We start from the raw sequence: 25,204 nt of genomic DNA, 5'->3' as shown, positions 1-25,204 counted from the left end.
CGGCCGTGAACGTCGGCCGGGACGTGTGTTGGCCATTCTTGAGGCGTTCGACGCCGCTTTTGGTGGCTTCGACGGCTTGGCGAATCCCCTTCTGGACGAGGTTCGCTGTCAGTTCGGTGTCTTCACGTAGTTGGTCGTAGAGCGCGCGTTCAGCTTTGGCTTTCGAGAGAATGTGGTAGCCGTCGTCGTCGCCGTGCCAACACCACTTGCTCGCGGTGTTGGCGCAGTATTTGAATTGCTCGACAGTCTCTCGAAGGTATGCATCCGCACCTTCGGGCGTGTCGAGCTTGATAACGGCAGTTCGACGGTGCTCCACAATATTTCACATATCTACTTGTGGTTACTTAATGATTGGGAGTTAGTGGGCAACAGTCTGGCGGTTGGTCAGTGCCGGGTCGGCTTCCTCCCCACCCTACTCGCTTGTGCTTCCACCAGAGGCGGAAGCCCTGCGCTCCTTGAGGGTGGGGCCTCCGCCTTGACTTAGGTGACAACAATACCGATCAATTCTTGCGAACGCCGCCCTCATCAATATACTCAAACGGTGCTTTCAGCCTAGAGAGGGTATTTACCGATGGGTGTCTAGCGCTCAAGTATGAGTCCTGGACAGACCAGCCGAAAGCAGCCTGCTGCTGACCAGGCGAGAAGCGACGTTTCTCCGCCGAATTCTGCTGGCGCCAATACAACTGAAACTGATCCGCGCTTGCTGAACACTGAAGATATTCATATTCGAAGTTACGGCCAACACACTGCTTCGGACCTTGCCGTGGAAGTCACCACAGCAAGTGGTGATGTCGTATTTGAGTCACAGTATACCATCAAACCGGGGGCGATGAAGAGTGAAGTGAACACACTCCCGCCGGGCAAGTATACAGTGCGAGCGGCACTCAACAGTGAGTGTCAAGAGACCTGTTGTTGTCACATTGATGCAGCACCAGACCATACTGCAGTGATTGAGATCGGAAACGGAGTCCTTAGCCTCACCGAGGGATTGCCAATATAGACAATTACAACCAGAAGCCTAATTCCACGTGAATTGACTCGGGGTCAAGTCCCAAGGCATTCGCCTTGACCGCGTGTGGAAATCCTGATAGCGAGGATACATATGGAGGGAACGAGAAAGTCCCGATGATGTCCGAAGGGTCCTACAATGTAGGTGATACAGTTCCAGAGGATCTCCTCCAAGCAGCCGAGGCGCCCTCTATCGAACTCGAGTTTGCAGTCGCAATCGAGATTATCGAAGGATACGGTGGAACACAGCACGTCTATCCGTTGGAAATCGTGGAGGACCCAGAAGATCTCGTGACACCCCGGAATGCAGCGGACGCCCCAATCGATGTAGAACCGGGTGACGACACGAATCTCTATACTGTTCCGCGAGATCTACTGTGAACCGCCTTGCTGATCTGTAGATATAACTATTCTACTTAGCTCATCTGATTAGCTCATCTAATTGGCTCATTTAGTCAGCTTATCCAATCTCTTGGCCTAGTTTGGTACTCGCTTGCTCCGATCTAACGAGCAAATCGACATTTTGCGACACACTAGACGGAAAATGCCAGTGCGGAAGAATAGCTAAATAAGTTAGATGTATAACTCAGCTATTTAACTTAGTGCCTGAAATTAGCTAAAGCGGCATTTTCAGTCTTCTTGTATACTATTAGTATGCACAAAAATTGGTCAATATGGAGCCGGTCTTTGCATCTTCCCTTAGCGGCTGTACCGTAATGACGACCGATGGTGTCAAGATTGGAACTATAGAGAATGTCACAATGAATGTCAAGACAGGGAAACTTGAATACCTACGTGTTGAACCTAATGGCCAGACAACTGGGGGCTTCAATCGGATCGAAGATGGAATGTTACTTGTCCCTGCTAATAGGGTCGAAGCAAAACACGACTACCTCTTGGTCAAGCCATCCAGACACTGATCAGCTATATTGTGTAGCTATACTGAGTAGCTATACTAAATGGCTAAGCCGCATAGCCAAGCAAGTACACTTTCCTACCAGTCGGCACTCGTGGGCGGTTCCTGTGTAGGTGTGGGAAGTCTTCTATGACACCCTGGGTGCTGCTACAACCTGGGTCGACATCACAGTCAAATGTATCTCGATTCCAGAGCCACCCTCAAGCGCCCCCCGAGTCAGTGACCCACGACTGAAGTCCTGTCTCTTACCCATGTGTCTCAGGAGTGCAGTTCGTATCCCTCCGCTCAGGTCTGAAGTTTCTTGAGGCTTTTCCACATTGTCTCCCAACCGGGCGGTGGATCGGAATTTCGGTCAAGGTAGCCACCGATCTTCGCAACTGCAATTGCGTACGCTTGAGCCTCGTTGTCGGTCAATTCTGGAAATTTCGTTTCCAGAATTGACCGTTCAGTCTCGCTCAGAAGGACATCAGGTGAGTAGTATGTCTCTCCCCGAGCAAGTTCCCGCAACTCCTGCACCTTCCACGCAATCACCGAGTAGAACGCAAATGCATCGGCCCCTCGGTCGTGGATAAATATCGGTCGAATCTCCTCGGCAAGCCAGTCTAGTAATCAAGAGAAGTTTTGGAGGTTGCTGCTTGTGGAATAGCAGCTATGTCCTGTCTCACGAAGTCATCAATGGCTCTCTAGAATTCTCAATCTCCAGAACTTTGCTTAGGTACTAGCTGGCTTGCCTGTTCCCTCGAATCCATTTTTTCTGTTGGCTTTCTAATTCGATCGGCTCACCCTTCCCATTCGCGTCGTGTTTGGTGCTGGCCTGTTGGTCCTCGATCAGCGACTGCTGATCGATGACCCCAGTCATGCGATGTGTCTGTGGATCGACTCCGATCGTCGAGTGAACCTTGACACCTTCGAGATCCGTGGTGTAGTTGCCGATGTCACCGAGTCCTTCCTTTGACGGATGTCTCGGAAACACAAGCTCGGTCGTGTCAGAGATGACTAGAAGCTCCTCCGTATCACGGACGCGTGAGCGTTGTTCTCGCTTGTGCGCATCAAGAATCTCGCTTCGGATCCACACGCTCGTCATCGCAAAATCGGTATGTAGCCTTTGTGGAGGCCCAGTCCTCGCAGGCGTTAGGGATCGACTTGGCAGGTGCCCTGAGCCGATCTCCGACTGCATCAATCGGTCAGTGAGCCGTTCGTCACCAAACTCAGCAGACTTGAACTCCTTGCGAACTGTGCCAGAGACGTCCGTTTGACACAGTTCAGCCTCTTCTACATCAGCTCGACGGCTTCGTGAACCGCTCTGCATCTTGGCCACAGGTTCCACGAACTACGGCGATAGGAGTTGTGGGTAAGAGACAGCAGTAAACCCGTGGGCTTCCTCCTTACATCTCTGTGACATTGAGCCAAAGGTGGGTCTCACGATATGCGGAGTCAACAGATGGCTGTTGTGGTGGGGAACCGCGATAGAGTAAGTAGGTGAGTCGAAGACGCTCTCCTGTGAGAGTCGGCCTAACAGTATGTGGTTGATGCCATGTTTCATTCGCATCGAGTGTGGGGTCGAAGCGGGTGAGTTGTTCGCGCTGGAGCACTGTCGTTGAATTATTCTGGGTCTGGACACGGTGCAGTTCAACGAGAAGGGTATACTGAACTTGTTCGTGCTCGTGATTTCCGATGCCAACGACAAGCGGTTGCGCTTCGCCGGCTGTCACTGTGCTCGGGTACCCATCAGCAACCAACTCACCGTCTTCGTTTTCTGTGAGCAGATATAGTTCGGTGAAGCTCTCTCCCGGTTTCGGGACAGCGACGGCATATCCGACACTGCTGACCGCAAGAAGAATACTCAGCACCAAGAGGACATTAAGGACTTGATCACGCTGTGTATCTGGATCAAGAAACTCCGCTTTGGCGTGTTCTATCCATCGGCCATATGGAACGCGGAAGCGCTCCTCAGATGGAAGTTCCCACCGGCGGCGCGCAGCCACAGCTGTTGCAACCAGCGTAAATGCACTAACGCTCGCGAGTACCGGCCCAAGGCGAATCCCCCACGGAGTGAAGTTCAAAATAAGCCCGATAAGTGGGACAATCGCAATGCTAAGCCCGAAGGACAGCGCGACACGCTCGATCCCGTCAATCCCTCTTGTGGAACTCCCAGCATCTGGAGTCTCCTCATCAGACGGCCCGTGTCCTTGTTCTGGAAATAATGCGGCAATGAATGCATACCCAGGGACAAAAAGCACGAACGGGAGTCCAAACAGAACGCGAAGTGGGGTGGTCCGGATCCCTGGCAGAACGACCGCGGCGATCGTCAGAAAGACGAGAACGACGACCGCTGCAAGATCAGCAGGAAGATTACGAAGTCCCGATGGAAGGAGCAGTTGCCATCGGGTGTCGTCTGTCATATGTCCCGGCAGTTGCTTCAGAAATATAAACGGTGTCTTTGAGGATTAGCTTGGCGATGCTGCTCCACAGTTTTCGGTGTCCGCAAAAGCCCAGCGAGCGCTTGCCTTTTAGGAGCTTCTTAACGAGAAGTAGAAACTACATATATGAGCGGACGTGTAAGACTAAGTTTACTTTTAGACGAATAGCGAAGGGTGGCTTGTAATAGCTGTATTGGGATGTAACACGGCAGATTGTCTCACCTTTCCTTGGTTTTCATATTTGGAAAATGAAGAGTTTAATTTAATAGGCAGGAGTTAAAAGAGTGAGTCAGGACACGCAGACAGTAAGAGGAAACTACTGTCGAAAGTGTCGTACAACTATGGATATCAAAGAAATCTTCACAGACGACAGCGCCGTGTCGCCAGTGATCGGGGTGATCCTTATGGTCGCCATTACCGTGATTCTGGCTGCAGTCATTGGGTCATTCGTGTTGAACCTAGGAAATAACGTTCAGCAGACGTCCCCCCAAGCAACAATCGACTGGGAGTATAATCAGAGTGGTACTGTGGTAAATGCAACTCACAATACCGGTGAGGCCCTAGATAACAGCACACTCGGCATCTCTGAAACGAACACGTCTGGACATACCATCTCATTGGTTGGTGGTGGTTCCGATAGTACATACACTGCCGGCGAAGAAATCGCAAACGGGACCTATGATCCAGGAGAGACGCTCCGCATCGTGTGGAATGCTCCTGATAGCGGCAACTCCGCGATCATCTCCGAAAGCCAGGCACCGAGTAGCTAATTCGGCCCCAGCGCTTTTTTGCGATATGGGCGTCATACTGAATGAAGAAGCGGTGGCGCGGACCTATGCACATCAGTCAGTCGCGGATACATACGATGTGGTAGAGCAATATCGCGCCGCAATGCGGTATCCTGACGATGCAAGTAGCACTCACATCGCCCGTGAGTTAGAAATCCCCCGTGGGCGTGTCCGACCCTGGCTTGACGGCGCGAAACCAGACGCCGTCCGTGCCATTGAGATTGCGACAGCAAAGAACTGGTTCAGCAACGACTGGACCCAGGAGACACAGGCACTGGCAGTCTTGTGTGCGGGTGTGTTTGCGTGTGGGAGTATCGAAAAGCAAGGCTATCGCCCTACGTGGACACCCGAGACAGCCCAAGGGCGCACACAGCTTGAAACGGCCCTTGAGAACGTTGGCGTTGGCGTCCGAGTTGAGACTGAGGATCGTACGAGGGAGTTGTGGCCCGGGACTCACGGAAGTATTCTTGGCCGCTGTCTGATGGTCGCCGGGGCCCCGACTGGAAATAAGACGGCCACAACTGTCACCTCCCTTCCCCAGTGGCTTGATGACGCACCCGCTCAGCTTCGTGAGACAATTGCCGAGTTATTTGTGCGGGAGCGTGCGATTGCCTTCGAAGATAAGGCGACGCGACGGATCCAGTCAGCCCGACCACCGAGCTATTACCGTGCGCTAGCGGCTCTCATCGAGGATGTCACAGACGAATCTGTGACGTACTCCGAATCGGGCATCACCATCTCTGCTGATGCTGTCCGCGCTCTTGGCCTAGCGTAGGCGCAGGCGGCTTCTGTACGTTGAGCGAAGTCAGTAACTCCCGATCGGTGTTCGGTTAAGCCCGAGCCGACGGTTCTGGAGGGTTTGAGTATCGGTCGATTTTGCCGTCTACGCCCGGCTCAGGCAATCTCGAACCTATAGAATATTACTGAGAGTGGTAACCGAACACGGATGCCAGAGTGTGACTGGCGACAGCCGTTGACCGTCGACCACTGACAGTACGTCGGGATATCAGGCACGTCACTATTCAGGTGACCAGCAGATGGCGGTTTCCTCCCTTCCCCTCCACAGTGGGTGGGGAATCCGCCTCGCTCCCTCGTTTGAACCTTTTCGCAGGCGAGCAATGGTACAGAAACCACTGCTTGATGTGTACACTTGTTTTCCAAATGCTATTTTAGGGATAACACTAAGCTCTCTATATGGCGGACACACCCGTGAGTTCGATTGACGCCCTCCTTAAAAGTGCTACAGAGGAAGCTAACGATCCTGAGGTACGTATAAACTCAGAACAGCCCGCCAACTAATTGATGTGATCGAACAAGACTCTGATGAGTTGGCTGAGTTAGCCACGAATGCGAATGCGACTGAGGATTAAGCAGTCGAAGCCCAACTTCCCGAATCCAGACACGGTGAATGAGTCTCAACATATTCTAAAACCCTTTGAGAAGCCGAACTAAGCCGGGGGAGTGGAAAATTCGGGATCCCTCATCGTGTCAAGACGGTGGTCGTGGCGTTCAGCAGCCAGCTCCGCTCACGAGTGTCAGCAGATTTCGAATATTCAACCAGACCCCCCACACACACAAGAGTGTCAGGCCACCGAAAGCGAGATGATATACAGTATCTGTGCCATTTTGTAGCTCTCGATTTAGTAGTTCTATCATCATCACATACGAAAGAAGAAGGATGAGATACAGTGGTATGTGAACGAGGAGAAACATAACTGGTCCACTTTGCATTGGCAGCCGCATTAGAGGATTAGCCTCCCAGCCCCGGGCAAAAATCTCGATTCCGATGTATGAGATGGCAGGATCGAGAACACCGTGCAGGCACGTGACTATGAGGTACAAATATGTGAGTCTCCGAATTCGGTAGTCAGAAAAATCGAATGAGGCTGTAATATAGGTCCAGATCGGTCGTACGAACTTCGATAGAAGTGCGAAGCGAGACATCGTAGTGAAATTGTTATCTATGCTTGCTCTGCAGAGTAAAATATGACACAATCTTGAAGTCCGTCGGGCATAAACATTCTATATTCATATGTCTCTGCGAGATCAGTCCCTTTCTTCTTTCAGCGATGATTCGCGGGGAGTCTCTACTGTTATCGGATTTATATTTATTTTTGCAATTGTTATAATTCTTCTGTCAGTATACCAGGCCCAATTTGTCCCCCAAGAGAATCGAGAAGTCGAATTTCGCCATTTCCAAGAGGTACAGAGCGATATGATTGAGATCAGGAGCGCAATTGCGACGGCTGGTCAAGCCGACGTCTCACAATATCCAACGATTAGATTGGGGACCACCTATCCGGCTCGGACCGTCGCAGTGAACCCGTCTGCTCCAACAGGAACACTGCGGACTAGCGACGCATATAATATTAGCATCGTGAATGAGACCGGTGCTGATCCAACAAATGTCTCGACACGGTTTCTCGAATATAGGAATGGCTACAACGAGATGGACATCGGTTCAATTTGGTATGAACACTCGGTACTATATCTTGACGAGCGCGAAACCGGTGGGCGGGTAGCTGTTTACGAGGACCAGAATATCATTCAAGACGATGCATCAGCCCGACTCACAGCATTACAGAATGAGATCCACGAAACATCGACTGGACGAGTCACAGTCGAACTGTACCCAACTGAGAGTGCGAGCATAAATTCCAGTTCTTGGGAAGGAAATATTACACTCAATATTCCCACTCGACTGAACGGCACCGAGTACTGGGACGACGAGCTGAGTCGTTTTGATGGATATAATGGTGTTGAAGAAAATGCAGTTGCAGACGGTATTCACTATCTCAACATCACTGCCGATGCCGAATCGCTCAAATTCAATACCGTTGGAATCGATTCGTCCCCCGCCGATACGAACACTGTTAGTCAAGGAGTAGGGATGGCCTCTCAGCCACCAGACAATCAGAATCCATCGCCACCTGACCCGAGCGAGCCTAGGTTCGATACCCTAACTGTGGAGGTGTCTGATGGGAACATCAATCAGGTCGAGGCTTCAGGTGCGGTAACGCAAGCGGACTCGAATGGCCAGATACAGATGGAGTTATTTCAGGATAGCGCCGGCAACACACCATTCGGAGAGAACAGCCGTCAGATGACTCAATCATTCACTATTCCAACTTCCCCTAATCAACCCAATGAAAAAAAATTATACGTTGAAATCAGACTGCTCGATGGGAACGATGCTGCCTATCAGACCTGCTTCAGCGACAAACCAGTAAGAAAAAAAGAGTCACTAAGCTTGTCTGAGTTCACCTGCCAGACACCTTAGATATTTGGAATTTCACACGATGAGTATGTCTAGCAATCGAGCCCAGTCAGAAGTCATTGATTCGCTTTTGTTAGTAGGATTTATAACCATCTCAGTGTCTCTTGCTGGCGGGTTGGTACTGGCAAATTACTCTGGGCAAATAAGTGATGACCGTCCTCTTACTGAGTGTTCAATTGAATACACAAATGATGTTGTCTCCGTCACACATACCGGTGGAGATCCCGTAGAAGTCGCCCGACTAACTACGAGACTTCGAAACGATTCGTCCCGGACGGAGCTCTCATTCAGGGTTACTGACGGCGATAGCGATACACAATTTGAGACTGGTGAATCTGCTTCTTTCGGCAGTCTCACCAGCGAAACGACTGTATTGGTGGTCACAGCCAATAACATTCTCTGCGAATCATCGATACAACCGAACGGTGGGGACGAAGACTAGAAGATTGAGCTGAGAGCCCCGGCGTTGATGAGCGGTTTGGACCGGCTGAGCAACACTAATCGAAGACTGTTCTTGGAAGTACCCACAATCCAAAAAAGGAGGTTGCTCGCTACGTATCGCTCAGAGTGTCTTTGTCGGACTGGAGAAAGGCCCGAACTGTAGCGAGGGAAGACTGTGCACCAGCAGCTGTGACTGCGTGCGGGCTATAGGCTGCCTGTTCATACGTTTCTGTCACAGAACGCATCGCCTCACTGTCGAGATCATCAATATCATCAATATCTGTACACAACTGGTACAGTTCCCAATGTGTCAGGGAGTGGGTCTCACTCAGAGAATGCCGTGCAGCTAGCTCTTGCCGAAGCTGTTTGTACGCAGTGATGACAGCAAGATCCGTGTTCCCCTGATCGAGGTGTGAGTCAGCGGTTGCAAGGAGAGCGTTATTCTGTGTAGTGGAAGACGCTGTAGGGGTTTCATTAGGGGCCTCTGCCTGGGGAGTTGACTCTTGTTGCTCTTCCTGTCGGCGTCGGTATCGACCCGCCACAGCAATCACCCCTAAAATAGCGATTCCACCAAGGAAAGCAACAACATTCCGGGCAGTTGTCAGCGGAGACCCTGTTCCCGTATTTGAGTCCGTCTGTGACGTCTCATCCGAGCCGATCTGAGCAAGTGTTGTTGAGACGGTCGCACGTGAGTCGTTGAGGTTTGAGTCGGGAGCAACATAGCGTGCTGAAACGGCAACCGTATCACCCGGCTCGACGGACGATGGCAGTGAAATAGTCGTGGTGTATGAGCCATTGGGTGCTGTGAGTGTACGTGTAATGAGTTCACCTTGATGTCGGAGCTGCACAGGCTGGCCTGACACAGGAGTACCACTGTCCGTTCGTAAGGTTCCAGTCACAGTCAGACTGCGAGTACCCGCTTGGGCTGCAGACATCTCAAGTTCAGTGGGCGTAGATATAATGCGAACCTGCGAATCTGTTGGGCTGACGCTGATCGCCCGCCCAGATTGTGCAGACGTAATACGCAGCGACTGGTTCCCAGTGGACACACTCGCTGGGAGACGTGATGTGAACCGAAAGCTGCCATCTGAGACGGTTGTTGTTGTCCCAATCCGTTGCCCACCGACTGAGAGAGCAAGCGGGATACCAGAAACAGAGCTATTGGTAGTGCGCAGTACCCCGCTTGTGTTCAAACGGGCAGCATACGAAAGGGAACCTGGACTCGTCTGGGAACGCACTTCAGCCGTGGTTTCACGGAGCGTCACCTCAGCAGTAGTATTAGTACCCAAATACTGAGATTCCGACTCTGGTGTAAATTGCGCAGAGACATTCGAGGTGTTGACGCGGATGAGCCGAGGTCGATATGAAAGAGCAAATGTGCCGGTCGAACTGGTAGTCGTTTGGATGGATCGCTGGCCGAAATAAAGCGTTATAGGGCGATTGGCGAGCGATTCGTTGGTCTGTGTCCGAAGTGATCCAGTAATGAAGAGGGGATCACTGAAAGAGCCATTCAGTTCCGCCGGGCTCGAGGCAATTTGGAGTCGGGTTTTAACGAATTCTCGTTCGACGATCTCGGCTCTGGACTCAGTAACGTTTTGCGTAATGGTTGAAATAACGCGGATCTCAGTACTCACATCGGTGCCGGTAGTGGTCCCGATTACCTGGTAATTATCGCGGAGTTGTCTGCTAGTCGTGTTCGTCTCGGTAGCAAGTTGGTTTATCTCTCGAGCCAACTCCCGTGCGCGTTCTTCATTCCCGGCTTGTCGAGCGTCTTGATATTGTTCTTGTGTCTCTTGGAAGGTATCAACCGTTGACGCAAGCTTACGTTGGTTTTCTTGCGCTTGGTTGAAGGCGTCAGCTGAGCCGTCTCCTGGACCTCCCTCACCATCACCACCTGTGGTTTCCCCAAGGACGTCGACATATTTGTCATACTCCTCAGAATACTCATCACCAAGGACTGCGCGTGCCCGTTCGTATTCGCCCTGATCGAGGTGTATCACGCCAGTATTCAGTTTGCCTAACAGTTGGCTCTGTAGGTGGGACTGCACACGCTGTAGGTCACCATCGTCATTCACCGTGTCTGGGTTCTTCTGTTGGGTCGTATTGTTCTGTGTTGACTGTTGAAAGAACGTTGGCTCCGATGCAATAGACGCTGGTGAGCCAGCGCTGACGTCCGTAGCCGGTGCAGCGACCACGCCCCCAGTAGAGCTAACGAGAAGCAAAAAGCAGCAAAAAAGGCAGAGATATGCCCAGCGACTGAGGTCAGCCATTAGCGTGGGGGTATCACCGGAGAAACTTATAAAGACTGCAAATCACCTCCAGAAATATCTCACCAACCTCGGGTAACGCGGGGTGAGTTAGTGGGGAAGGAATGTGCCTCTGGCTCCCCAGCGGCTCCTAGAATCGTTTTACACTTATATCTTATGACTATTTGACACTTATTGGGATCTGGTCAACTAGTACAGAAAAGGAAGGCTTCAATTAGATTGCGCCAATTCTGATGGATATGTATCCGACACGCCGGGCCTGGCTTGTGGCCGGGGTCGGAAGTGTTTTGATCGGTATCGCAGTTCTTTCTGCTCGGATTCTTCCATTTCTTGGCGGCGTTGGCTTGAGTGCGTGGTTTCTCACGTGTCAGTATGCCGCTATTCAATCCTTTAGAACAGCGAATGAACAGACCACCGTTTCAGTGACACCTGCGATGAATACAGTTGCGACAGATCAAGAAATTCTGATCACTGCAAACGTTGAGCGGGCAACGGCAACCGGAACATCGATCGATGTAATAGTGCCGCTTCCTGTCGGTGCCCAAAGTGAGTCATCAGTTGAGACCCGATCTGTGACACTCGGACCGGGCGAACAGTCCGCAGAAACAACATTTACTGTGAGCTTTGCTGTCGCAGGCGAATATACATTCCCAGAACCGGAGCTTACACTGACAGATGAACAAGGCCTCCTACAAGAGACACTGCTGGGCGAGGCTCCACCTGCGATTGTCGTTGAACCACCACAGCCCGACAATATCCACGTCGGGCAGTCCGGCGATCCCGTCTTCGCAGTCTTTGGCAACTACGAGGCAGACTCTCGGGGAGGGGGGCTTATTCCTGAAGAAGTACGCCAGTATGTACCGGGTGATCAGGTCGCTCGTATCGACTGGAAAGCAACAGCACGGCTGAACGAGTTGCACGTCCGGGAATTCGAAGCGGAGACCGACAGGCAAACGATGTTATTGGTGGATCACCGTTCGTCAATGAGCGCTGGGCCACGCGGAGAAGAGATGCTTGATTATGCGCGTGAGGTTGCGCTGGGAGTCACACGAGCAGTTGAAACCACAGGCGGATCTCTCGGCCTCTACACGGTTGGCGATCAGGGGCTGACAATGGGACAAAACCCGGGGACAGCAGCCGGGATCTATACGCAAATCCGCACGACACTGCGATCACTTGAACCAACACAGGACTCTGAAGGGACCCTCACAGAAACACGCTTGACACGACCAAGCACAGTCCGAAAGAGGGAGACTAAGCTAAGCGCTGATGACTCAGAGTTTGCATCCGTCCTCCAACCATTCTTTCAGACAACAGACACATATGTTAAACGATTTAAGCAGGATGCGCTGTTTGCCGCTGTAAAACGGATTCAAGCGACGATCCGTGGGACTGTATGGACGATGATATTTACTGACGACTCACGTCCAGATCGCGTGCGCGAAGCAGTCCGGCTCGCCGTGCAAAAAGACAACCACGTCATTGTGTTCCTCCACCCAGCGGTCTTGTTCCAGCCGGGGCAGCTCAGCGAACTTGATACGGCATACGAACAGTATGTCGAATTTGAACAGCTCAGACGCGAATTAGAGCAATTTCCCCGAGCGACAGTACTTGAGGTCGGCCCACAGGATCGGTTGAATGCAATTCTTACGGCACGCCGACAGGGCACCCAGACTTATGAATAGTGACTCACTCGGGTACAGTATGTCTGCTCTCTCCGACTTTTCTGTGACACCCAGACAGCAGGTGACGTGGCTTGATGGTGCTTCAATACTCCTGAGTAGTGTCGCATTCGCGCTGTTTGCAGGGGGAAGTGGGATTCTGGCGGGCGTAGCGTTATTGATACTTCGGTATGCATCAACTCGACTCGTAACGTTTGCCCTTGCTCACTTCCTGTGGATAGGCGTACTTCCTGAGCTTTCGGTTGTTCAACTGGGCGTGGCTGAGGCTGGCCTCATTCCACTCCTTGTTGCAGCTCTCCAGACGAATACCGTACAAAGTCAGGAGTGGCTCCCAATTGGGCTCATAGCTCTCTTCGGCGGGCTCTTGAGTGTAGTTGCTGGACTGTACATTTGGCTTGAGAGTAACGTGATCATCGCGGCAGTGTTTATGATCACTGTTCTCTCCATCACCTATGTGCTGCACCGCTACGAGCAAGTGACGCTGGGGCTTGTTACTGATTCCAGAACAGAGGTGCACAGATGAGCCAGCAACAAGAGCCTGCAGGACACACAAGTACGGAGGGCAGCCACACGGAGGGCGTTGATGATCGAGAACTGCGTGCGGAACTTCAAGCACGGATTGAACTGCTTGAAGAAGAGAACCACCGTCTGCGGCAAGAGTACCAACGAGCACGGCAAACACAATATCAACGTACAGCACTTGGACTTGCTGGGAGTGGTATTGTTGCCGCTCTTATCGCGTTCGTATTTCCCTCGGCACAGCAAATCCTACTCACACTTGGCGCCATCGGCATATTCGGAGCCGTGCTCACCTATTATCTAACTCCTGAACAGTTCATCAGTTCGGATGTCAGTGCACGCATATCTGCTGCACTTGCAAGCAACGAAGCAGCGCTTAGTGGACAGCTCGGCCTCACAGACACACGTGTGTATGTTCCGACGGGAGAACGAATACCAGCGAAGCTATTCGTCCCACAGCACACAGAACATCAGCTTCCAGATGTGGAGGCGCTATCGTCACTGCTTGTAGTTACTGAAACACCTCACGAACGCGGTGTCGCCTTTGAGCCAACTGGTGGTCGGTTATTCCGTGAGTTTGAGCAGATGCGTACCGGGCCGCTTGCAGATCAGCCAGCAGAATTGGTGTCACAGCTAACGACGGCAGTACGAGATGGGTTTGAGCTTGCAGATTCGACGGAAGCCGATGTGGTCATTAAGGACGGCCGGGCTTCGATCGAAGTGACTGGAAGTGCGTATGATGGCTCACAATTCGACAACCCGATTGCGTCGTTCCTTGCCGTTGGGGTCGCAGTCGGATTAGACACTCCAGTGCGAGTTGAAACAACAGCCTCCAATGATCCTGGCACCTTTACCGTCACGTGTCTGTGGGATCTAGATATCGATCTAGGATCTGAGTCCAAAGAAAAACGCCTGTAACGCGTTCTCAGGAAAGTTGTTCAAGCGGTGAGAGACGCGACACACGCCAGCCTGCAGTGAGGGCACCAATAATCCCGATGAGGAGAGCGATGACAATACCTCCCAGAAGGATCCACGGCTGAATACTGACGACATTCTCGAATCCAACGACCGCTTCAGCAACGATATTTAACACACGGATTGCAGGGACAGTCAGAACAGCACCGAGCACTCCACCACCAACTCCGAGGAGCAATGCTTGCGTTCCGACGACACCGACAAGTGTCGATGCAGCTGCGCCCTGTGCGCGCAAAGCAGCGAGAGTCCGTCGCTGCTGGTAGACTAATGAGAGCAGTAAGTTCGTCGTCAGCGCGATCCCTGCAATCGCAGCAAGAATAACAAGACTGCCACCAGCCGCAAGGAGCACTGCTTGCCGCTCAAGCGTAGCTTGGAGCTGCTCACGGTTCGTGCGGACCTGATACTCTGGGTAGGCCGATTGGATATCAGATTCCACAGCAGCAATTGACGCACTATCCTGTACGTCGATGGTGATCATTGTCGCCTTGTCGTTCGCCGTAGTGCCTGTAATCTCTTGCAGCTCGCTCAAATGAACAATAACGGTTGGCGTGCCAAGGAACTGCGAGAAGGTGGGCGAAATCCCAACGACGCGGAATTCGTTATTGCGGGCATTTCCGATTGTGCCACCAATATAGAGTGTATCGTTAACACCGACATTATACAATTCCGCAGTCTGCGGAGAAATGACGACTTCGTGCGTCATCGTGCCGTTGTACGTTCCGTCCGCGTAATGGATATCCCGCGATGAGAAGCCATTTCCGCGCGTTATTTGGACAGAGCCCCCACGAGCTGGCGCTCCAGTTCCAATGAGTGTGTCAAAATCAGACCCATTGGGGGAGACATACACGGTTTGGAAAGCCATCGGGACCGCTGTTTGTACGGCATCTCGTTGTTCAACCTCAGATGAAACGTTGTGTGCATCATACAGCGTGTTCTCAAAGCCGCCACCAGCTCCGGGCGCCAGCTGAACTGCACCACCAGTGATCCAGAGGTCACGACCGGAGGCATCAAACTTCTCCTGACCGGTCTCGACAACACCAAGGCCAACGCTTCCAAGCAGCGTCATTGACAACACCGCCAGGCAAATCCCGAGTACAGCGAGTATCGTGCGGCCTCTGTCGTGGCGCAGCTGTTGGATGGCGATTCCGATAACGGCCCGAAGTTTCGAGAGTAGCCACATCAGCCAAGCACCTCCAACACATCAGCCCGACGAGTGAGCCAGACTGGATAGATCGACGCAGCCGCTGCGATGACCAGGGCGACGACGCCGGCAGCAAGGAGCAGTCTTGGGTCGAAGGTAGCAACTGACTGCACGCCGAGATACCGCGCTGCAAGCTGGTTCGTCACGCTAATTCCACCGATCCCAAGCAGGATCCCTGCCCCGGTTCCAAGAAGAGTGAGAACAAACGTTTCAGCAACGACGAGCAACGCTCTCGAACTCGTTTGATATCCAACTGCTGTTAATACAGCGAGACGCTTTCGATCAGCGTGCAGTTCTAGGCCCATCATCGTCGCAACGAAGAGCGTCCCAACAACAACAGCGGTCAACAGCGCAGTAACCGCTATCGCAACGGGCAGGCTCGATGTCGAGACGCTTTGACCGGCAAAGCCACTCTTAGTAACCACTGTTGTTTGGGGATAGAGTTCTTCAATCTGGGATTTGACTCCAGAGTTAGTCGTACTGACGAGGATTTGATCTGCTGGGTCCCCACTCGTGGCCCCTGTAATTGCCTGGAGTTCACTCTGGTGGAGTATAACAATCGGCAATGGCCCAGTACCCGTCGAATAACTCCCTGTAGAGACATTTACCACACGCAGAGAGCGATTGAATTTCTTTCTCGGGAGGGTGACCGAATCTTCAGTATCAAGAGCGAGGAGGTCAGCAGCAGCATCGCTCGCCACAACCTCACCTGTCCACTCGCCGCTGTAGGTGCCGTTCGCGTAGTATGGATCTCCTGGCGTCAGTGACGCTGTCGAGACGCCTAGAATGTCACGATCTGCCCCATTCGGAATAACACCAGCAGCAAGGACGTACTCCGAGGTGTTCGACGCTGGTGCACGTACCTGTATGACTCGAAGCAAGACTGGGGTGGCGTATGAGACTTGGGGGTTTTGGTTGAGTTGGGCTGCGACATCGTGGGTCCCGCCGAGCTGTGTCCCTTCAACAGAGACAGCGATCGAGGTTGCCGTCCGGTCCTCAGGAACGACCCAGTAGTCCACGTCTTCGCCTTGAATTGCAGATTGTGATGCGAGGCCGATTGCAACGCCACCCACAGTGACCATCACCATAATCGCGATCGCGACGCCGAAGATACTCACTGCCAGCTGTTTCCCTTCGCCGCGGGCGAACCGGCCACTAATACGGCCGATAGCTAATCGTACCAGTCCAGTGTAGCGGTGCCACCTACCCATCGTGGACAACCTGTCCGTCGCGGAGTCGAATGACGCGGTCAGTCTGTTCTAACACCTGCTCATCGTGTGAGGCAACGATTACAGCCCGATCATCAGCACTCTCGCTGAGGACCGCAATAATCTGCTCACCAGTCGCCGTGTCGAGTTCACCTGTTGGCTCATCTGCGATGACCACGTCTGGATCTGTGACGAGCGCGCGTGCAATTGCTACCCGTTGTTGCTCGCCACCACTCAATTCCCCAGGCTTGTGCCCGATCCGATCGGCAAGGCCAACCTGTTCGAGGAGCGCTGTGGCTTGTTTCCGACGGGTCCGCTTTCCAACACCGTGTTCGACGAGCGGCAGAGCAACATTCGCCCGTGCTGAGATCGAAGGAAGCAGATAGAAATGTTGGAAGACAATCCCGACGTGGTCCAACCGGAGCTGTGCTCGCCGCTGCTCTGAAAGTCCAGTCGTATCTGTTCCGGAAAGCGTGATTTGTCCTGTTGTAGGGGTATCGAGCCCGGCAAGTAAATGCAGCAGTGTGGATTTCCCACTCCCACTTGGGCCTGCAATTCCAACGAATTCCCCTGGATGAATATCAACGGAAACCGAATCAAGAGCTGTGACGGTTGGTTGGCTCTGTCTGGAGAATACGGAGTCACTGCCACGCGTATATTGGCGTGTCACTTTCTGACACGACACCACTGGTGGTGCCGTACTTTTGGAGGAGGTAATTGAGGCGGCATCAGCCATATAGCTGATTTGTTAGGTGTCTCGTACTTAATTGTATCCAGACGACGAACGCTATATCGACTTCTTACTCGATAGATCCGTATCCGCTTGACTAGTCAGGGCTCATGAATATTGCAGACCGTACCATAGTGGAGAGAGTCACCGCCAAAGCAACCGGAACTTCGGAGAAAAGGCCGGTGACGATGACTCGGCTACGGATGGGGCCCCCTTGATCGGGCCACAAGACAGCCACGCGGATGCTGACACCCAGGAAGTGACGCGTGGACCGTATGCGTCTTGAAACCAACAGGCCGCTTCGCTCGGTCTGAAATCCCGTGGCGAGATGCCGTGTTCACGCGGAGAAGGAGGTCAAGTAATCAGTGGCGCAATCGCAAAGCACTCAAATCCCTCGGAAGCATAGTCCACAGTGCCGATTGCGGAATCGGCACACAGGGGAGGAAAGTGCAAGGTCAGAGGCACCCTCTCCTCCCCCCTGTACCATTCATTTCTAACTGCCGTCATCACAATAAATAACACTATCCTAACTTAGCTGGATAAAGGCCCTAAGCCCTCGTCCGCAACGAGCAACCAGAGCGAAGCCCGAGTAGCACAGTAGGGCGGGGATACAGCGCCGTCATCGTTTCCATACACTGTTCTGTTGCAGACTCACAGGCCTATGTCTACTGTAGTTATTATGCGTGTGACGCGCATACCGTGCATTACAGTGAAACGGAAGACAATCACCATCCGTGAGGACCAAGACGAGTGGATTGAGGACCAACACCTCAATCTCTCCTCGTTCGTCCGTGAGAAACTGGACGAGCTAATCGAGGAACGCGAATAGGATATACTACGCCTACAAGTACCGTCTCAAGCCGTCCGACCCCCACCGCGAGGAGTTGGACCGCCACCGAGACATTTGTAGGCAACTGTACAACCACACGCTCTACCGCTTCAACGAGTACCAAGACGAACACGGCGAACTGCCGTCTATGACCACGCTTCGGTCGGAACTGCCCGACCTCAAGAAGTGGTGGGACGACCTCTCCGACGTGTACTCGAAGGTTCTCCAAACCGTCGTCGAACGCCTGTTCGACAACCTCAAAGGCCTCTCCAAGCTCAAGGAGAACGGCTACGGCGTCGGCCAACTCAAGTGGAAGCCACCACGGGAGTTCCGCAGTTTCACGTACAGTCAGTCTGGCTTCAAGCTCGACAAGAAGGGCGGTCAGACTGTACTGTCACTCTCGAAACTCGCAGACGTACCGATTCGGCTTCACCGCGCCATCCCCGACGACGCGAAACTCAAGCAGGTCACAGTCAAGAAGGAACCGACGGGCGAGTGGTTCGCTACCTTCGGCGTCGAAATGGACCACGAACCGTCCGAACCGCCCGAGAACCGAGAAGTGTGTTGGTATCGACGTGGAGATTCTCACGTACGCCCACGACACCGACGGCACGGCGGTCGGGTCGCTTGACCTCTCCGCCGAGCGGGAGCGACTGGAACACGAACAGCGGTCCCTCTCGCGGAAGCAACACGGTTCTGCGATACGAGAAGCAACGACGGCGCGTTGCGGAGTGTCACGCCGACCTCCGACGGAAGCGCCGTGACTTCTTGCACAAACTCTCGAACTACTACGCTCGGGAGTACGACCTCGTGGCAGTCGAAGACCTGAACGTGAAGGAGATGATAGAGTCGCTGTCGAATAGCCGCAACACCGCCTCCGCCGCGTGGCGGACGTTCCTCTCGTTGCTCGAATACAAGTGCGAGCGCGAGGGGACACACTTCGTCGCGGTCAACCCGAGAGGGACGACCAAGGAGTGCGCGTCCTGCGGTGTCAAGACGGACAAGCCGCTATGGGTCCGTGAACATTCCTGTCCTGCCTGCGGGTTCGAGGCAGACAGAGACGCGAATGCGGCGTGGAACATCCTTTCTCGCGGTTCACGTGGTTCGAGTATCAGAGCTTCCCGTCATCACGGAAATCAAAGATTTCTGTCCGCCCCCAGAGCACTCGCCTAGCTCATCCGTAGCAGAGCCGACTGTCTCAAGACGGCGAATATCGGACCCAGAGACCCATCAGCGTAGCGGCCAACACTGCAAGAGTAGTGAGCGGCCCAAACCCAGGTACCGATGAATCGGTCTGTGCTGGCGGTGAGCTTTGTCCAGTAGTTGCACCTGTTGTGTCGGAGTGTGAAGTAGCTGAATTGGTCGCATTGCCTGCGTCGGTCACAGCCGGTGTCACAGTGGCCGGCTGCTCCTCGTCGGACTGAGCGGTAGTAGAGGACGTGAGGGAGGTCCCAACCGTGGCCGTGCTGGTCTCTGCGGATGAGACTGTCGTAGTCGAATCAGGTGGGTCTGTTGACGCCGATCCATCCGACGACCCTGACGAACCAGAAGATCCTGAGGAACTGTCCGCTGGTGTGTCTTCACCAGCACCGACAGTTAGTGTTGACCCTGAGCTAGCTGTCACCGTATAACTACTGCCGGCCTCATCACCAAGCGCATCTACCTGAAGGTGGATCGCTGTGGAGCCATCAACAGTCCCTTCGATTGTAACGCGCGCGATAGTGACACTGCCAGTCTCTGTAGTATCCATCAGCGCGGACTCAACAGCAGCTGAACTGCCGTCTCCAGAGATATTGGAGGAGCCGACGCCAGGATCTCCGAGCCGGTGCACCTCAGTGATGCGTGCGGTGTCGGCTTCAGCGACGTCAATAACGAGTTCGTATGCGCCAACGCCACCGTCAGCCGAAGCAACGACGACATCGAAAGTCGTTGTGTTGCCAACATCGACGTCACTATCTGCAGGTGTGAGTTCAACCGCGGTGCTTCCAGCAGCGCTTACAGGCGCGGTGAGCATCCCAGCAACTGTCAGAGTAACCAGTATGAGGTATACCAGGCGGCGTCCATTAGAGAGCGGGGTGAGGGAGTTCACGGAGTGAGGGCTGTGAGTGTCTCGAAGTTGTTAGTTTTGCTTCTGTTCGTAGTAGAGTCGCTGCACGTCGACGATATCCACGCCACTTTGGTTATTATGGTCGAATGCAGCAGCATATTCTTTCACAACCGCTTTCGACCGACTGGCGTAGAGTGCCTGCACGTCGATGATGTTAAACTGGCCATCTCCATTGACGTCCTCGAACTTCCCGTCTCCGTTGAGATCGTTCGGTGGGCCGCTGTAATCTGCGTTGACCTTCGGCGGCGTAACAACAAGCTGGCTGTTCTCTGTGCTGGTGATGCTGTAGTTGCTCCCTGACTCAGTCCGGAGTGAAGTCACGTTGAGTTCGAGCATCGCCCGACCAACGTGCTCACCTTTGAGGGTCACCGTTGCAAGAGTGACTGCTCCAGTGTTGTTCGTGTCTGCGCCACCAGCATCAATCGTGATTGAGTTGTTGTCGGCGGCGATTGCGACGTTCTGATCGCTTGGAGTACCGTGGACCGTAGCGTCAGTGATGTTAACGACATCTGTGCCGGTTCCGATCTGATTGACAGTGAGTGACCACTCTCCAACTCCACCAGTCGCATTCTGGACGCGGATATCGACGGTGGTCGTCTCCTCAACAACGGTGTGGGGAGTTGCAGTGTTCCCAATATCGCTCGTCGGAACAATTGAAACGGCTGTTGACAGCTCATAGAGTGTCAACCTATCCGTTGTCGTCTCGTTCCGATTTCCAGCGCCATCTTCGGCGGTGATTGAGATTGCATACTGCCCGGGCGAGGCAGCGTTCGTGCTATCGACAGTGAACGTCGCGTTGTACCGACCGTCACCATCTGAATCAGTGAGCGAGACAGAACCGGCACCGAACGCCGACGCATTTGCCGTAACGCCCGCGACACCAGTGCCATTATCAGAGGCGTTGACTGCCAACTGCACGGTATCTCCATCGGATACGTTACCGTTACCGTCGGTTAGGTCAACGACCTGGGCATCAGTAATCAACGGAGGAGTCGTATCTGTTGTACTCGAACTCTCAGGCGAGACAGTAACCTGTCCAGCTGAGTACCCAATTGGGACGTTAATCCGGATGCCTTTGTTTGTTGTCGCGGTAGTGGCGGGCTCAGCAGTTTCCCCGATCGCAGTGACATTAAGCTCGGACGGGTCACTGACATTCCACGTGTCCAGCAGTGCCCACGGCAATACCGCATCAAAGAATCCCTGGTTTGGATTCCCATTGACGTTGGTCCCCGGTGCAGCCACATACAGACCGAGTGTCTCAGCTGTGGGATTATACTGAGGCGTCCCAAATTCTTGGGCATCAGTCATCAGCGACGCCCCAGAGAGCTGAGAGCGCTTGGTCTCGCTGAGGTACCCTAGGTCACTGATGGCCATATCGACTGTGACGTTCGATCCGAAGTCTGCTGTGTCGGTCTCAGACCACGGTTTGTCTGAGCCCTCGAGTTGGCTTTCGTTGTACTGGACATTCGCCGGCTGGGTGTAGATTGTGATATTCGTCGTGTTCGACCCAACAGCGGTGGTTTCCCACGTCGTATTTTGCCCGGCACCAAGGAGCAGCTGTGGCGTCCAGTTTTTCACCGAGACATTGATTCTAAGCGTCGTGTTTGCTGTAATGCCGAGCTCCGAGAGGTTGCTTCGGTTTGCTATGTCTGCGTACTCATCGCTCTCATCTCGAAGTTGAACCTGCAAGAGTCCGCCAGACCCTCGGGTCAGATAGACATTCGCGGAGAGGTTCTCTGTATCAGTTATTTTTGGGCCGGAGACGTGACTGATGTCAACAGACTTGGTGACGAGCGTTACTGTCGCGTTTTGTCCGCTGGCGCCATTGTTACCATCGGCATCGCTCGCATTGATGAGTTCATAGCGGTACGTGCCTGGCTGGTCGAACGTTCTTTCGTTGAAATACGAGCTGTCATAGCTATCGAACTCCGCTTCGGTCAGCGTATCGACCGTGTTTCCAGTCGAGGGGTCCGTAATCCGAACGGAGAGGTTCTTCAGTGTCTCATTGGAGTCGAATGAGACTTCGACTGTTCGAGTCCCCTCGACTTCTACCTCAAACTCGGTAATGTTTGGCGCACCGGGACCATCTACAAGCTCGCCACTGCCACTATCACCGCCACCGCCTGAATCTGTAGTGTCATCCGACCCTCCAAGTGCGTACAGTTGGCCATCGTTACTCCCGACATAGACCGTTTCGTCAAGGAGGGCTGGCGTGGATTCAACCGCACCTCCAGTTGTGTACGTCCAGCGGACGTCTCCGCTCGTCATATTGAACGCGGTGACGTTTCCGGCCGCAGTTCCCGCAATAACGACACCTGGTGGGGCAGTGATTGGTGCAGACTCAATTTCGCTCTTCGTTGCGGTAGCCCAGATTTGTGCGCCGGTCGTGGCGTTGAAGCCGTACATCGTACCAGATGCAGACCCCGCACTAACGTACAGGCGATCCATTCCCGGCACCAAGGCCGCCGAAGATGTAATTGGTGCTCCTATAGACGTGCTCCAGCGCTCAGCTCCGTTCGTTGTGTTAACTGCGTAGAGAGTCCCACTTGAAGTTGCAGTCCCATCGGACGTCTCTTCGTAGGAGACAGACCCCACATACAGTGTCCTGTCTCCTTGATCTACTGTGGGAGTGGCTTCAACTTCTGAGCCAGTGCTGACTGAGAAATTCCACTTCTCGGTGCCTGTCTGGGGGTCCAGTGCATACACGTTGCCGTCATCACTGCTGATGAAGACCGACCCAACACCAGAGGCTACCGAGGAGCGAATTGCATCACCAGCTTGGAACCTCCACACAACATTCCCTTGGTTGTCCACTCTGTAGACCGTACCATTTTCCGTTCCGACAATCAGGTCAGATGCAACTCCTGCTTCAGCAGACGCGGAGATCTCTCCTGTGAGTGAAGTACTCCACTGCTCAGCCCCGCTTGTTGTATCAATTGCATACAATGTTCCGTCATCACTGCCGATGTATACCGTTCCATTCGAGACCGAGGGAGAGGCGTGGACTGGACTGGATGTGGGATAACTCCAGATTTCGTCACCGGTGGATTGGTTGTAGGCGATGACTGACCCACCTGGGCTGCCAACATATACCGTCCCATTGACAACCGCGGGTGAGGAGTCGAAAGATTCCGCACTGCCTCCATTGAGACTCGCATTCCACTCTTCGACAATGGGACTAGTAGGTGCACTAGTGCCTGGGAGCGTACCCAGTCGACCAGGGTCATTTTGGAACTGATACCACGCAGGGCGGATGGTCACACTTTCCGGGCCGGCCGTACCGATGCTATATTCGTCGGTCCCCGGCGTAGAAAATAGCGAAAATGAAATCCTCGTGGTTTCACTTGCATTCAGCGTAATCGGTCGGATTTCGACAACCTCGTCATTCCGTCTAAACGGAACGGAAACGTCTTGCTGAGAACTGCCATTATTTGTCACTGTAGCGGAGAACCGGACACTGGTACCGAAGTACACGGTATCCTGCGATGTAGTGAAATTCGAGTATTCAATCTCGCTGGATTGCGTGGTTGTCTCTGCAAAATCTCCGCTTGACCCGATCGCTTCGAGTGTATCTGCACCGGCTGGATCTAAATCGGCGGATCCGTCGAGAGACGAAACAGCAACCGCCGGGGCTGCAGCCGACCCGATCATCAGTACGGTGAAGACCACTGCGAGTAGTTTCCTGAGTACTTCACTCCGATTCGACTTCAAGGATGGATGGATGTGTTTGCGTGTCATTGGTAACGACTAGTAACTCCGATCGGAGGGTGTCGGACGTAGGTCCGGTTTCGATACGGGGCGCGTACAGTACGTTGGTATGAACCAACGTGCACCGCGCGTGTGATTGAACGAAAAACAGTACTCGGGCTGGATATGTTGGGCAGCATCCAACTTTGGTAGGGCGCAATCAGGGAGCGGACGACTCCGTCGTGGAACTGAACTCCAGTCTTGGATGAAAATGGACGGACTGGATCGAGTTGGGTTAGCCAGAAGGGTACAGTGTCTAACTGCTGTATCTTCGTGGGACCTGCTGAAGCGGGGGGTGTCTTCCTAGCAACCATCAGCGTACCCTCCGCAGGTGTCGATGACGATTCACCGAACGCGGAGGAGTGTGCTCAAACAGCCAGTAGCAGCGATAATCGGAATGGTGCCAACTGCGATCGCTGTTCACAGCCGATGCAGTGATTTGTGAGCACGCTCCGTTATACACGCCATCGGTTGGAGAGCTACGGGCACGCGTACCTCTCTGTTGGCGAGTATATCTTATCGAGCCCCCGACTCGAATGAGGATACAACCCTCTAGTGAATTAGGGATCCCTGTTTGTGAATCGACATCTGGCATCACCTATAGATGGTGCTTTCATACGTTAACTAAAATGTTGTCACAGAGTAATGAGCAATTAACCCGTACGCAGGTTGTGTTCATTAGGAGTTTCCAGAAAGGAGACTCGCTCGACAAGCTACGTCGATGAAGTCATTAACAGTACGGCAATTACTGCCGAAAAAATCCAATATACGGGCAGATGATGTGTTTCTCTATCTGGATTAGGATGTAACTAATTCGCTAGAGCAAATTTTCGCAGACGGTAGAGATGTCGTACTACTCAAATATCATATAATAAAGTCTAAGAGGGCGACTCCTAAAATGGATCCTAACTGAGTTGTTGTACAATTGAAGCCCAAGATCGGAGTGAGCATATGAGCGAATCAAGACGAAAGAAAGCGCGGAGTGTGTTCTTGGCGCTTCTCGTCGTTGTATCGACAGTAACAGCTACTGTGTCTATGTCAGGCGCGGTCGCTGCGAACACCGATATGGCGACCGAGATCAGCGTTGAA

The 25,204-nt window shown here is 53.1% G+C and carries 15 protein-coding genes and 5 pseudogenes; 10 read left to right on the top strand and 10 right to left on the bottom strand.

Translation table 11 applies throughout. The features are described 5' to 3' along the window. A pseudogene (locus tag D3D02_RS15645) lies at nucleotides 1-316 on the bottom strand (RNA-guided endonuclease TnpB family protein); the annotation flags it as partial. A 276-nt stretch (nucleotides 317-592) separates the two neighbouring features. Here D3D02_RS15645 and D3D02_RS20360 point away from each other — a divergent pair. The 3 genes from D3D02_RS20360 (at nucleotide 593) to D3D02_RS15635 (ending at nucleotide 1,928) form a co-directional block, all read left to right on the top strand. Further along, nucleotides 593-1,000 carry a hypothetical protein gene (locus tag D3D02_RS20360; RefSeq protein ID WP_147435633.1) on the top strand — a complete coding sequence of 136 codons (408 nt, stop codon included), beginning with the start codon at nucleotides 593-595 and terminating at the stop codon, nucleotides 998-1,000. 128 nt (nucleotides 1,001-1,128) lie between these two features. Continuing rightward, on the top strand, nucleotides 1,129-1,389 hold the full coding sequence (locus D3D02_RS15640; RefSeq protein WP_233560678.1) for a hypothetical protein: 261 nt from the start codon (nucleotides 1,129-1,131) through the stop codon (nucleotides 1,387-1,389). A 293-nt stretch (nucleotides 1,390-1,682) separates the two neighbouring features. Next, a complete protein-coding gene (locus D3D02_RS15635) occupies nucleotides 1,683-1,928 on the top strand; it encodes a PRC-barrel domain-containing protein (protein ID WP_121570919.1) in 246 nt (81 codons plus the stop codon). A gap of 281 nt (nucleotides 1,929-2,209) precedes the next feature. Here the strand turns inward: D3D02_RS15635 and D3D02_RS15630 are convergent. The 3 genes and pseudogenes from D3D02_RS15630 to D3D02_RS15615 all read right to left on the bottom strand — a co-directional run. Next, nucleotides 2,210-2,464 (bottom strand): annotated as a pseudogene (locus D3D02_RS15630) (IS4 family transposase); the annotation flags it as partial. Between the two features lie 187 nt (nucleotides 2,465-2,651). Then, nucleotides 2,652-3,233 (bottom strand): annotated as a pseudogene (locus D3D02_RS21230) (transposase DNA-binding-containing protein); the annotation flags it as partial. Nucleotides 3,234-3,309: 76 nt separating this feature from the next. Beyond that, nucleotides 3,310-4,326 (bottom strand): DUF1616 domain-containing protein, encoded by a 1,017-nt coding sequence (locus D3D02_RS15615; protein ID WP_121570917.1) that lies wholly within the window; start codon nucleotides 4,324-4,326, stop codon nucleotides 3,310-3,312. A 359-nt stretch (nucleotides 4,327-4,685) separates the two neighbouring features. Here D3D02_RS15615 and D3D02_RS15610 point away from each other — a divergent pair, with 359 nt between their 5' ends. Further along, nucleotides 4,686-5,114, top strand: a complete 429-nt coding sequence (locus tag D3D02_RS15610) for a type IV pilin (RefSeq protein WP_121570916.1) — start codon at nucleotides 4,686-4,688, stop codon at nucleotides 5,112-5,114. Between the two features lie 1,527 nt (nucleotides 5,115-6,641). Here the strand turns inward: D3D02_RS15610 and D3D02_RS21650 are convergent. Next, a complete protein-coding gene (locus D3D02_RS21650) occupies nucleotides 6,642-7,076 on the bottom strand; it encodes a DUF5658 family protein (RefSeq protein ID WP_394337735.1) in 435 nt (144 codons plus the stop codon). Nucleotides 7,077-7,164: 88 nt separating this feature from the next. On the opposite strand from D3D02_RS21650, the gene D3D02_RS20355 reads away from it, so the two are divergent. Then, nucleotides 7,165-8,412 (top strand): hypothetical protein, encoded by a 1,248-nt coding sequence (locus D3D02_RS20355; RefSeq protein ID WP_147435632.1) that lies wholly within the window; start codon nucleotides 7,165-7,167, stop codon nucleotides 8,410-8,412. Nucleotides 8,413-8,960: 548 nt separating this feature from the next. Here D3D02_RS20355 and D3D02_RS15600 read toward each other — a convergent pair. After that, on the bottom strand, nucleotides 8,961-11,120 hold the full coding sequence (locus D3D02_RS15600) for a DUF4129 domain-containing protein (protein ID WP_121570914.1): 2,160 nt from the start codon (nucleotides 11,118-11,120) through the stop codon (nucleotides 8,961-8,963). A 236-nt stretch (nucleotides 11,121-11,356) separates the two neighbouring features. On the opposite strand from D3D02_RS15600, the gene D3D02_RS15595 reads away from it, so the two are divergent. From D3D02_RS15595 to D3D02_RS15585, 3 genes are read left to right on the top strand one after another with little or no spacing between them, the layout of a single operon-like run. Beyond that, a complete protein-coding gene (locus D3D02_RS15595; protein WP_158599388.1) occupies nucleotides 11,357-12,802 on the top strand; it encodes a DUF58 domain-containing protein in 1,446 nt (481 codons plus the stop codon). A 19-nt stretch (nucleotides 12,803-12,821) separates the two neighbouring features. Further along, the gene (locus D3D02_RS15590) at nucleotides 12,822-13,322 is read left to right on the top strand and encodes a hypothetical protein (protein WP_147435631.1); all 501 of its coding nucleotides are present in this window, start codon (nucleotides 12,822-12,824) and stop codon (nucleotides 13,320-13,322) included. Beyond that, nucleotides 13,319-14,236 (top strand): bZIP transcription factor, encoded by a 918-nt coding sequence (locus D3D02_RS15585; protein WP_199723124.1) that lies wholly within the window; start codon nucleotides 13,319-13,321, stop codon nucleotides 14,234-14,236. The genes D3D02_RS15590 and D3D02_RS15585 overlap by 4 nt, the downstream gene beginning before the upstream one ends. A gap of 7 nt (nucleotides 14,237-14,243) precedes the next feature. Here the strand turns inward: D3D02_RS15585 and D3D02_RS15580 are convergent, their stop codons facing one another. From D3D02_RS15580 to D3D02_RS15570, 3 genes are all read right to left on the bottom strand, one after another. Continuing rightward, nucleotides 14,244-15,473, bottom strand: coding sequence for an ABC transporter permease (locus D3D02_RS15580; RefSeq protein ID WP_121570911.1), 1,230 nt, complete (start codon nucleotides 15,471-15,473; stop codon nucleotides 14,244-14,246). Next, nucleotides 15,473-16,612 (bottom strand): FtsX-like permease family protein, encoded by a 1,140-nt coding sequence (locus tag D3D02_RS15575; RefSeq protein WP_233560677.1) that lies wholly within the window; start codon nucleotides 16,610-16,612, stop codon nucleotides 15,473-15,475. Before D3D02_RS15575 ends, D3D02_RS15580 begins: the two co-directional genes overlap by 1 nt. A gap of 85 nt (nucleotides 16,613-16,697) precedes the next feature. After that, nucleotides 16,698-17,438 carry an ABC transporter ATP-binding protein gene (locus D3D02_RS15570; RefSeq protein ID WP_121570909.1) on the bottom strand — a complete coding sequence of 247 codons (741 nt, stop codon included), beginning with the start codon at nucleotides 17,436-17,438 and terminating at the stop codon, nucleotides 16,698-16,700. Nucleotides 17,439-17,533: 95 nt separating this feature from the next. On the opposite strand from D3D02_RS15570, the pseudogene D3D02_RS21645 reads away from it, so the two are divergent. Beyond that, nucleotides 17,534-17,718 (top strand): annotated as a pseudogene (locus D3D02_RS21645) (RNA-guided endonuclease TnpB family protein); the annotation flags it as partial. 544 nt (nucleotides 17,719-18,262) lie between these two features. Continuing rightward, a pseudogene (locus D3D02_RS15560) lies at nucleotides 18,263-19,356 on the top strand (RNA-guided endonuclease InsQ/TnpB family protein); the annotation flags it as partial. 1,024 nt (nucleotides 19,357-20,380) lie between these two features. Here the strand turns inward: D3D02_RS15560 and D3D02_RS15555 are convergent. Beyond that, on the bottom strand, nucleotides 20,381-24,106 hold the full coding sequence (locus D3D02_RS15555; protein ID WP_121570908.1) for a PQQ-binding-like beta-propeller repeat protein: 3,726 nt from the start codon (nucleotides 24,104-24,106) through the stop codon (nucleotides 20,381-20,383). Nucleotides 24,107-25,204 lie beyond the last annotated feature (1,098 nt).

The sequence above is a fragment of the Halobellus sp. Atlit-38R genome (genome assembly GCF_003665925.1).
Classification (GTDB): domain Archaea; phylum Halobacteriota; class Halobacteria; order Halobacteriales; family Haloferacaceae; genus Haloquadratum; species Haloquadratum inordinatus.
The sequence above is the reverse complement of the archived record's forward strand: the minus strand, read 5'-3'. Positions and strand labels throughout refer to the sequence as shown.

Bases quoted from the DNA above. Each gene is read 5' to 3' on its own strand.
- D3D02_RS15570 (WP_121570909.1), bottom strand. From the start codon at position 17,438: ATGGCTGATGCCGCCTCAATTACCTCCTCCAAAAGTACGGCACCACCA.
- D3D02_RS15585 (WP_199723124.1), top strand. From the start codon at position 13,319: ATGAGCCAGCAACAAGAGCCTGCAGGACACACAAGTACGGAGGGCAGC.
- D3D02_RS20355 (WP_147435632.1), top strand. From the start codon at position 7,165: ATGTCTCTGCGAGATCAGTCCCTTTCTTCTTTCAGCGATGATTCGCGG.
- D3D02_RS15555 (WP_121570908.1), bottom strand. From the start codon at position 24,106: ATGACACGCAAACACATCCATCCATCCTTGAAGTCGAATCGGAGTGAA.
- D3D02_RS21650 (WP_394337735.1), bottom strand. From the start codon at position 7,076: ATGTCTCGCTTCGCACTTCTATCGAAGTTCGTACGACCGATCTGGACC.
- D3D02_RS15635 (WP_121570919.1), top strand. From the start codon at position 1,683: ATGGAGCCGGTCTTTGCATCTTCCCTTAGCGGCTGTACCGTAATGACG.
- D3D02_RS20360 (WP_147435633.1), top strand. From the start codon at position 593: ATGAGTCCTGGACAGACCAGCCGAAAGCAGCCTGCTGCTGACCAGGCG.
- D3D02_RS15640 (WP_233560678.1), top strand. From the start codon at position 1,129: ATGTCCGAAGGGTCCTACAATGTAGGTGATACAGTTCCAGAGGATCTC.
- D3D02_RS15595 (WP_158599388.1), top strand. From the start codon at position 11,357: ATGTATCCGACACGCCGGGCCTGGCTTGTGGCCGGGGTCGGAAGTGTT.
- D3D02_RS15600 (WP_121570914.1), bottom strand. From the start codon at position 11,120: ATGGCTGACCTCAGTCGCTGGGCATATCTCTGCCTTTTTTGCTGCTTT.
- D3D02_RS15610 (WP_121570916.1), top strand. From the start codon at position 4,686: ATGGATATCAAAGAAATCTTCACAGACGACAGCGCCGTGTCGCCAGTG.
- D3D02_RS15580 (WP_121570911.1), bottom strand. From the start codon at position 15,473: ATGTGGCTACTCTCGAAACTTCGGGCCGTTATCGGAATCGCCATCCAA.
- D3D02_RS15615 (WP_121570917.1), bottom strand. From the start codon at position 4,326: ATGACAGACGACACCCGATGGCAACTGCTCCTTCCATCGGGACTTCGT.
- D3D02_RS15590 (WP_147435631.1), top strand. From the start codon at position 12,822: ATGTCTGCTCTCTCCGACTTTTCTGTGACACCCAGACAGCAGGTGACG.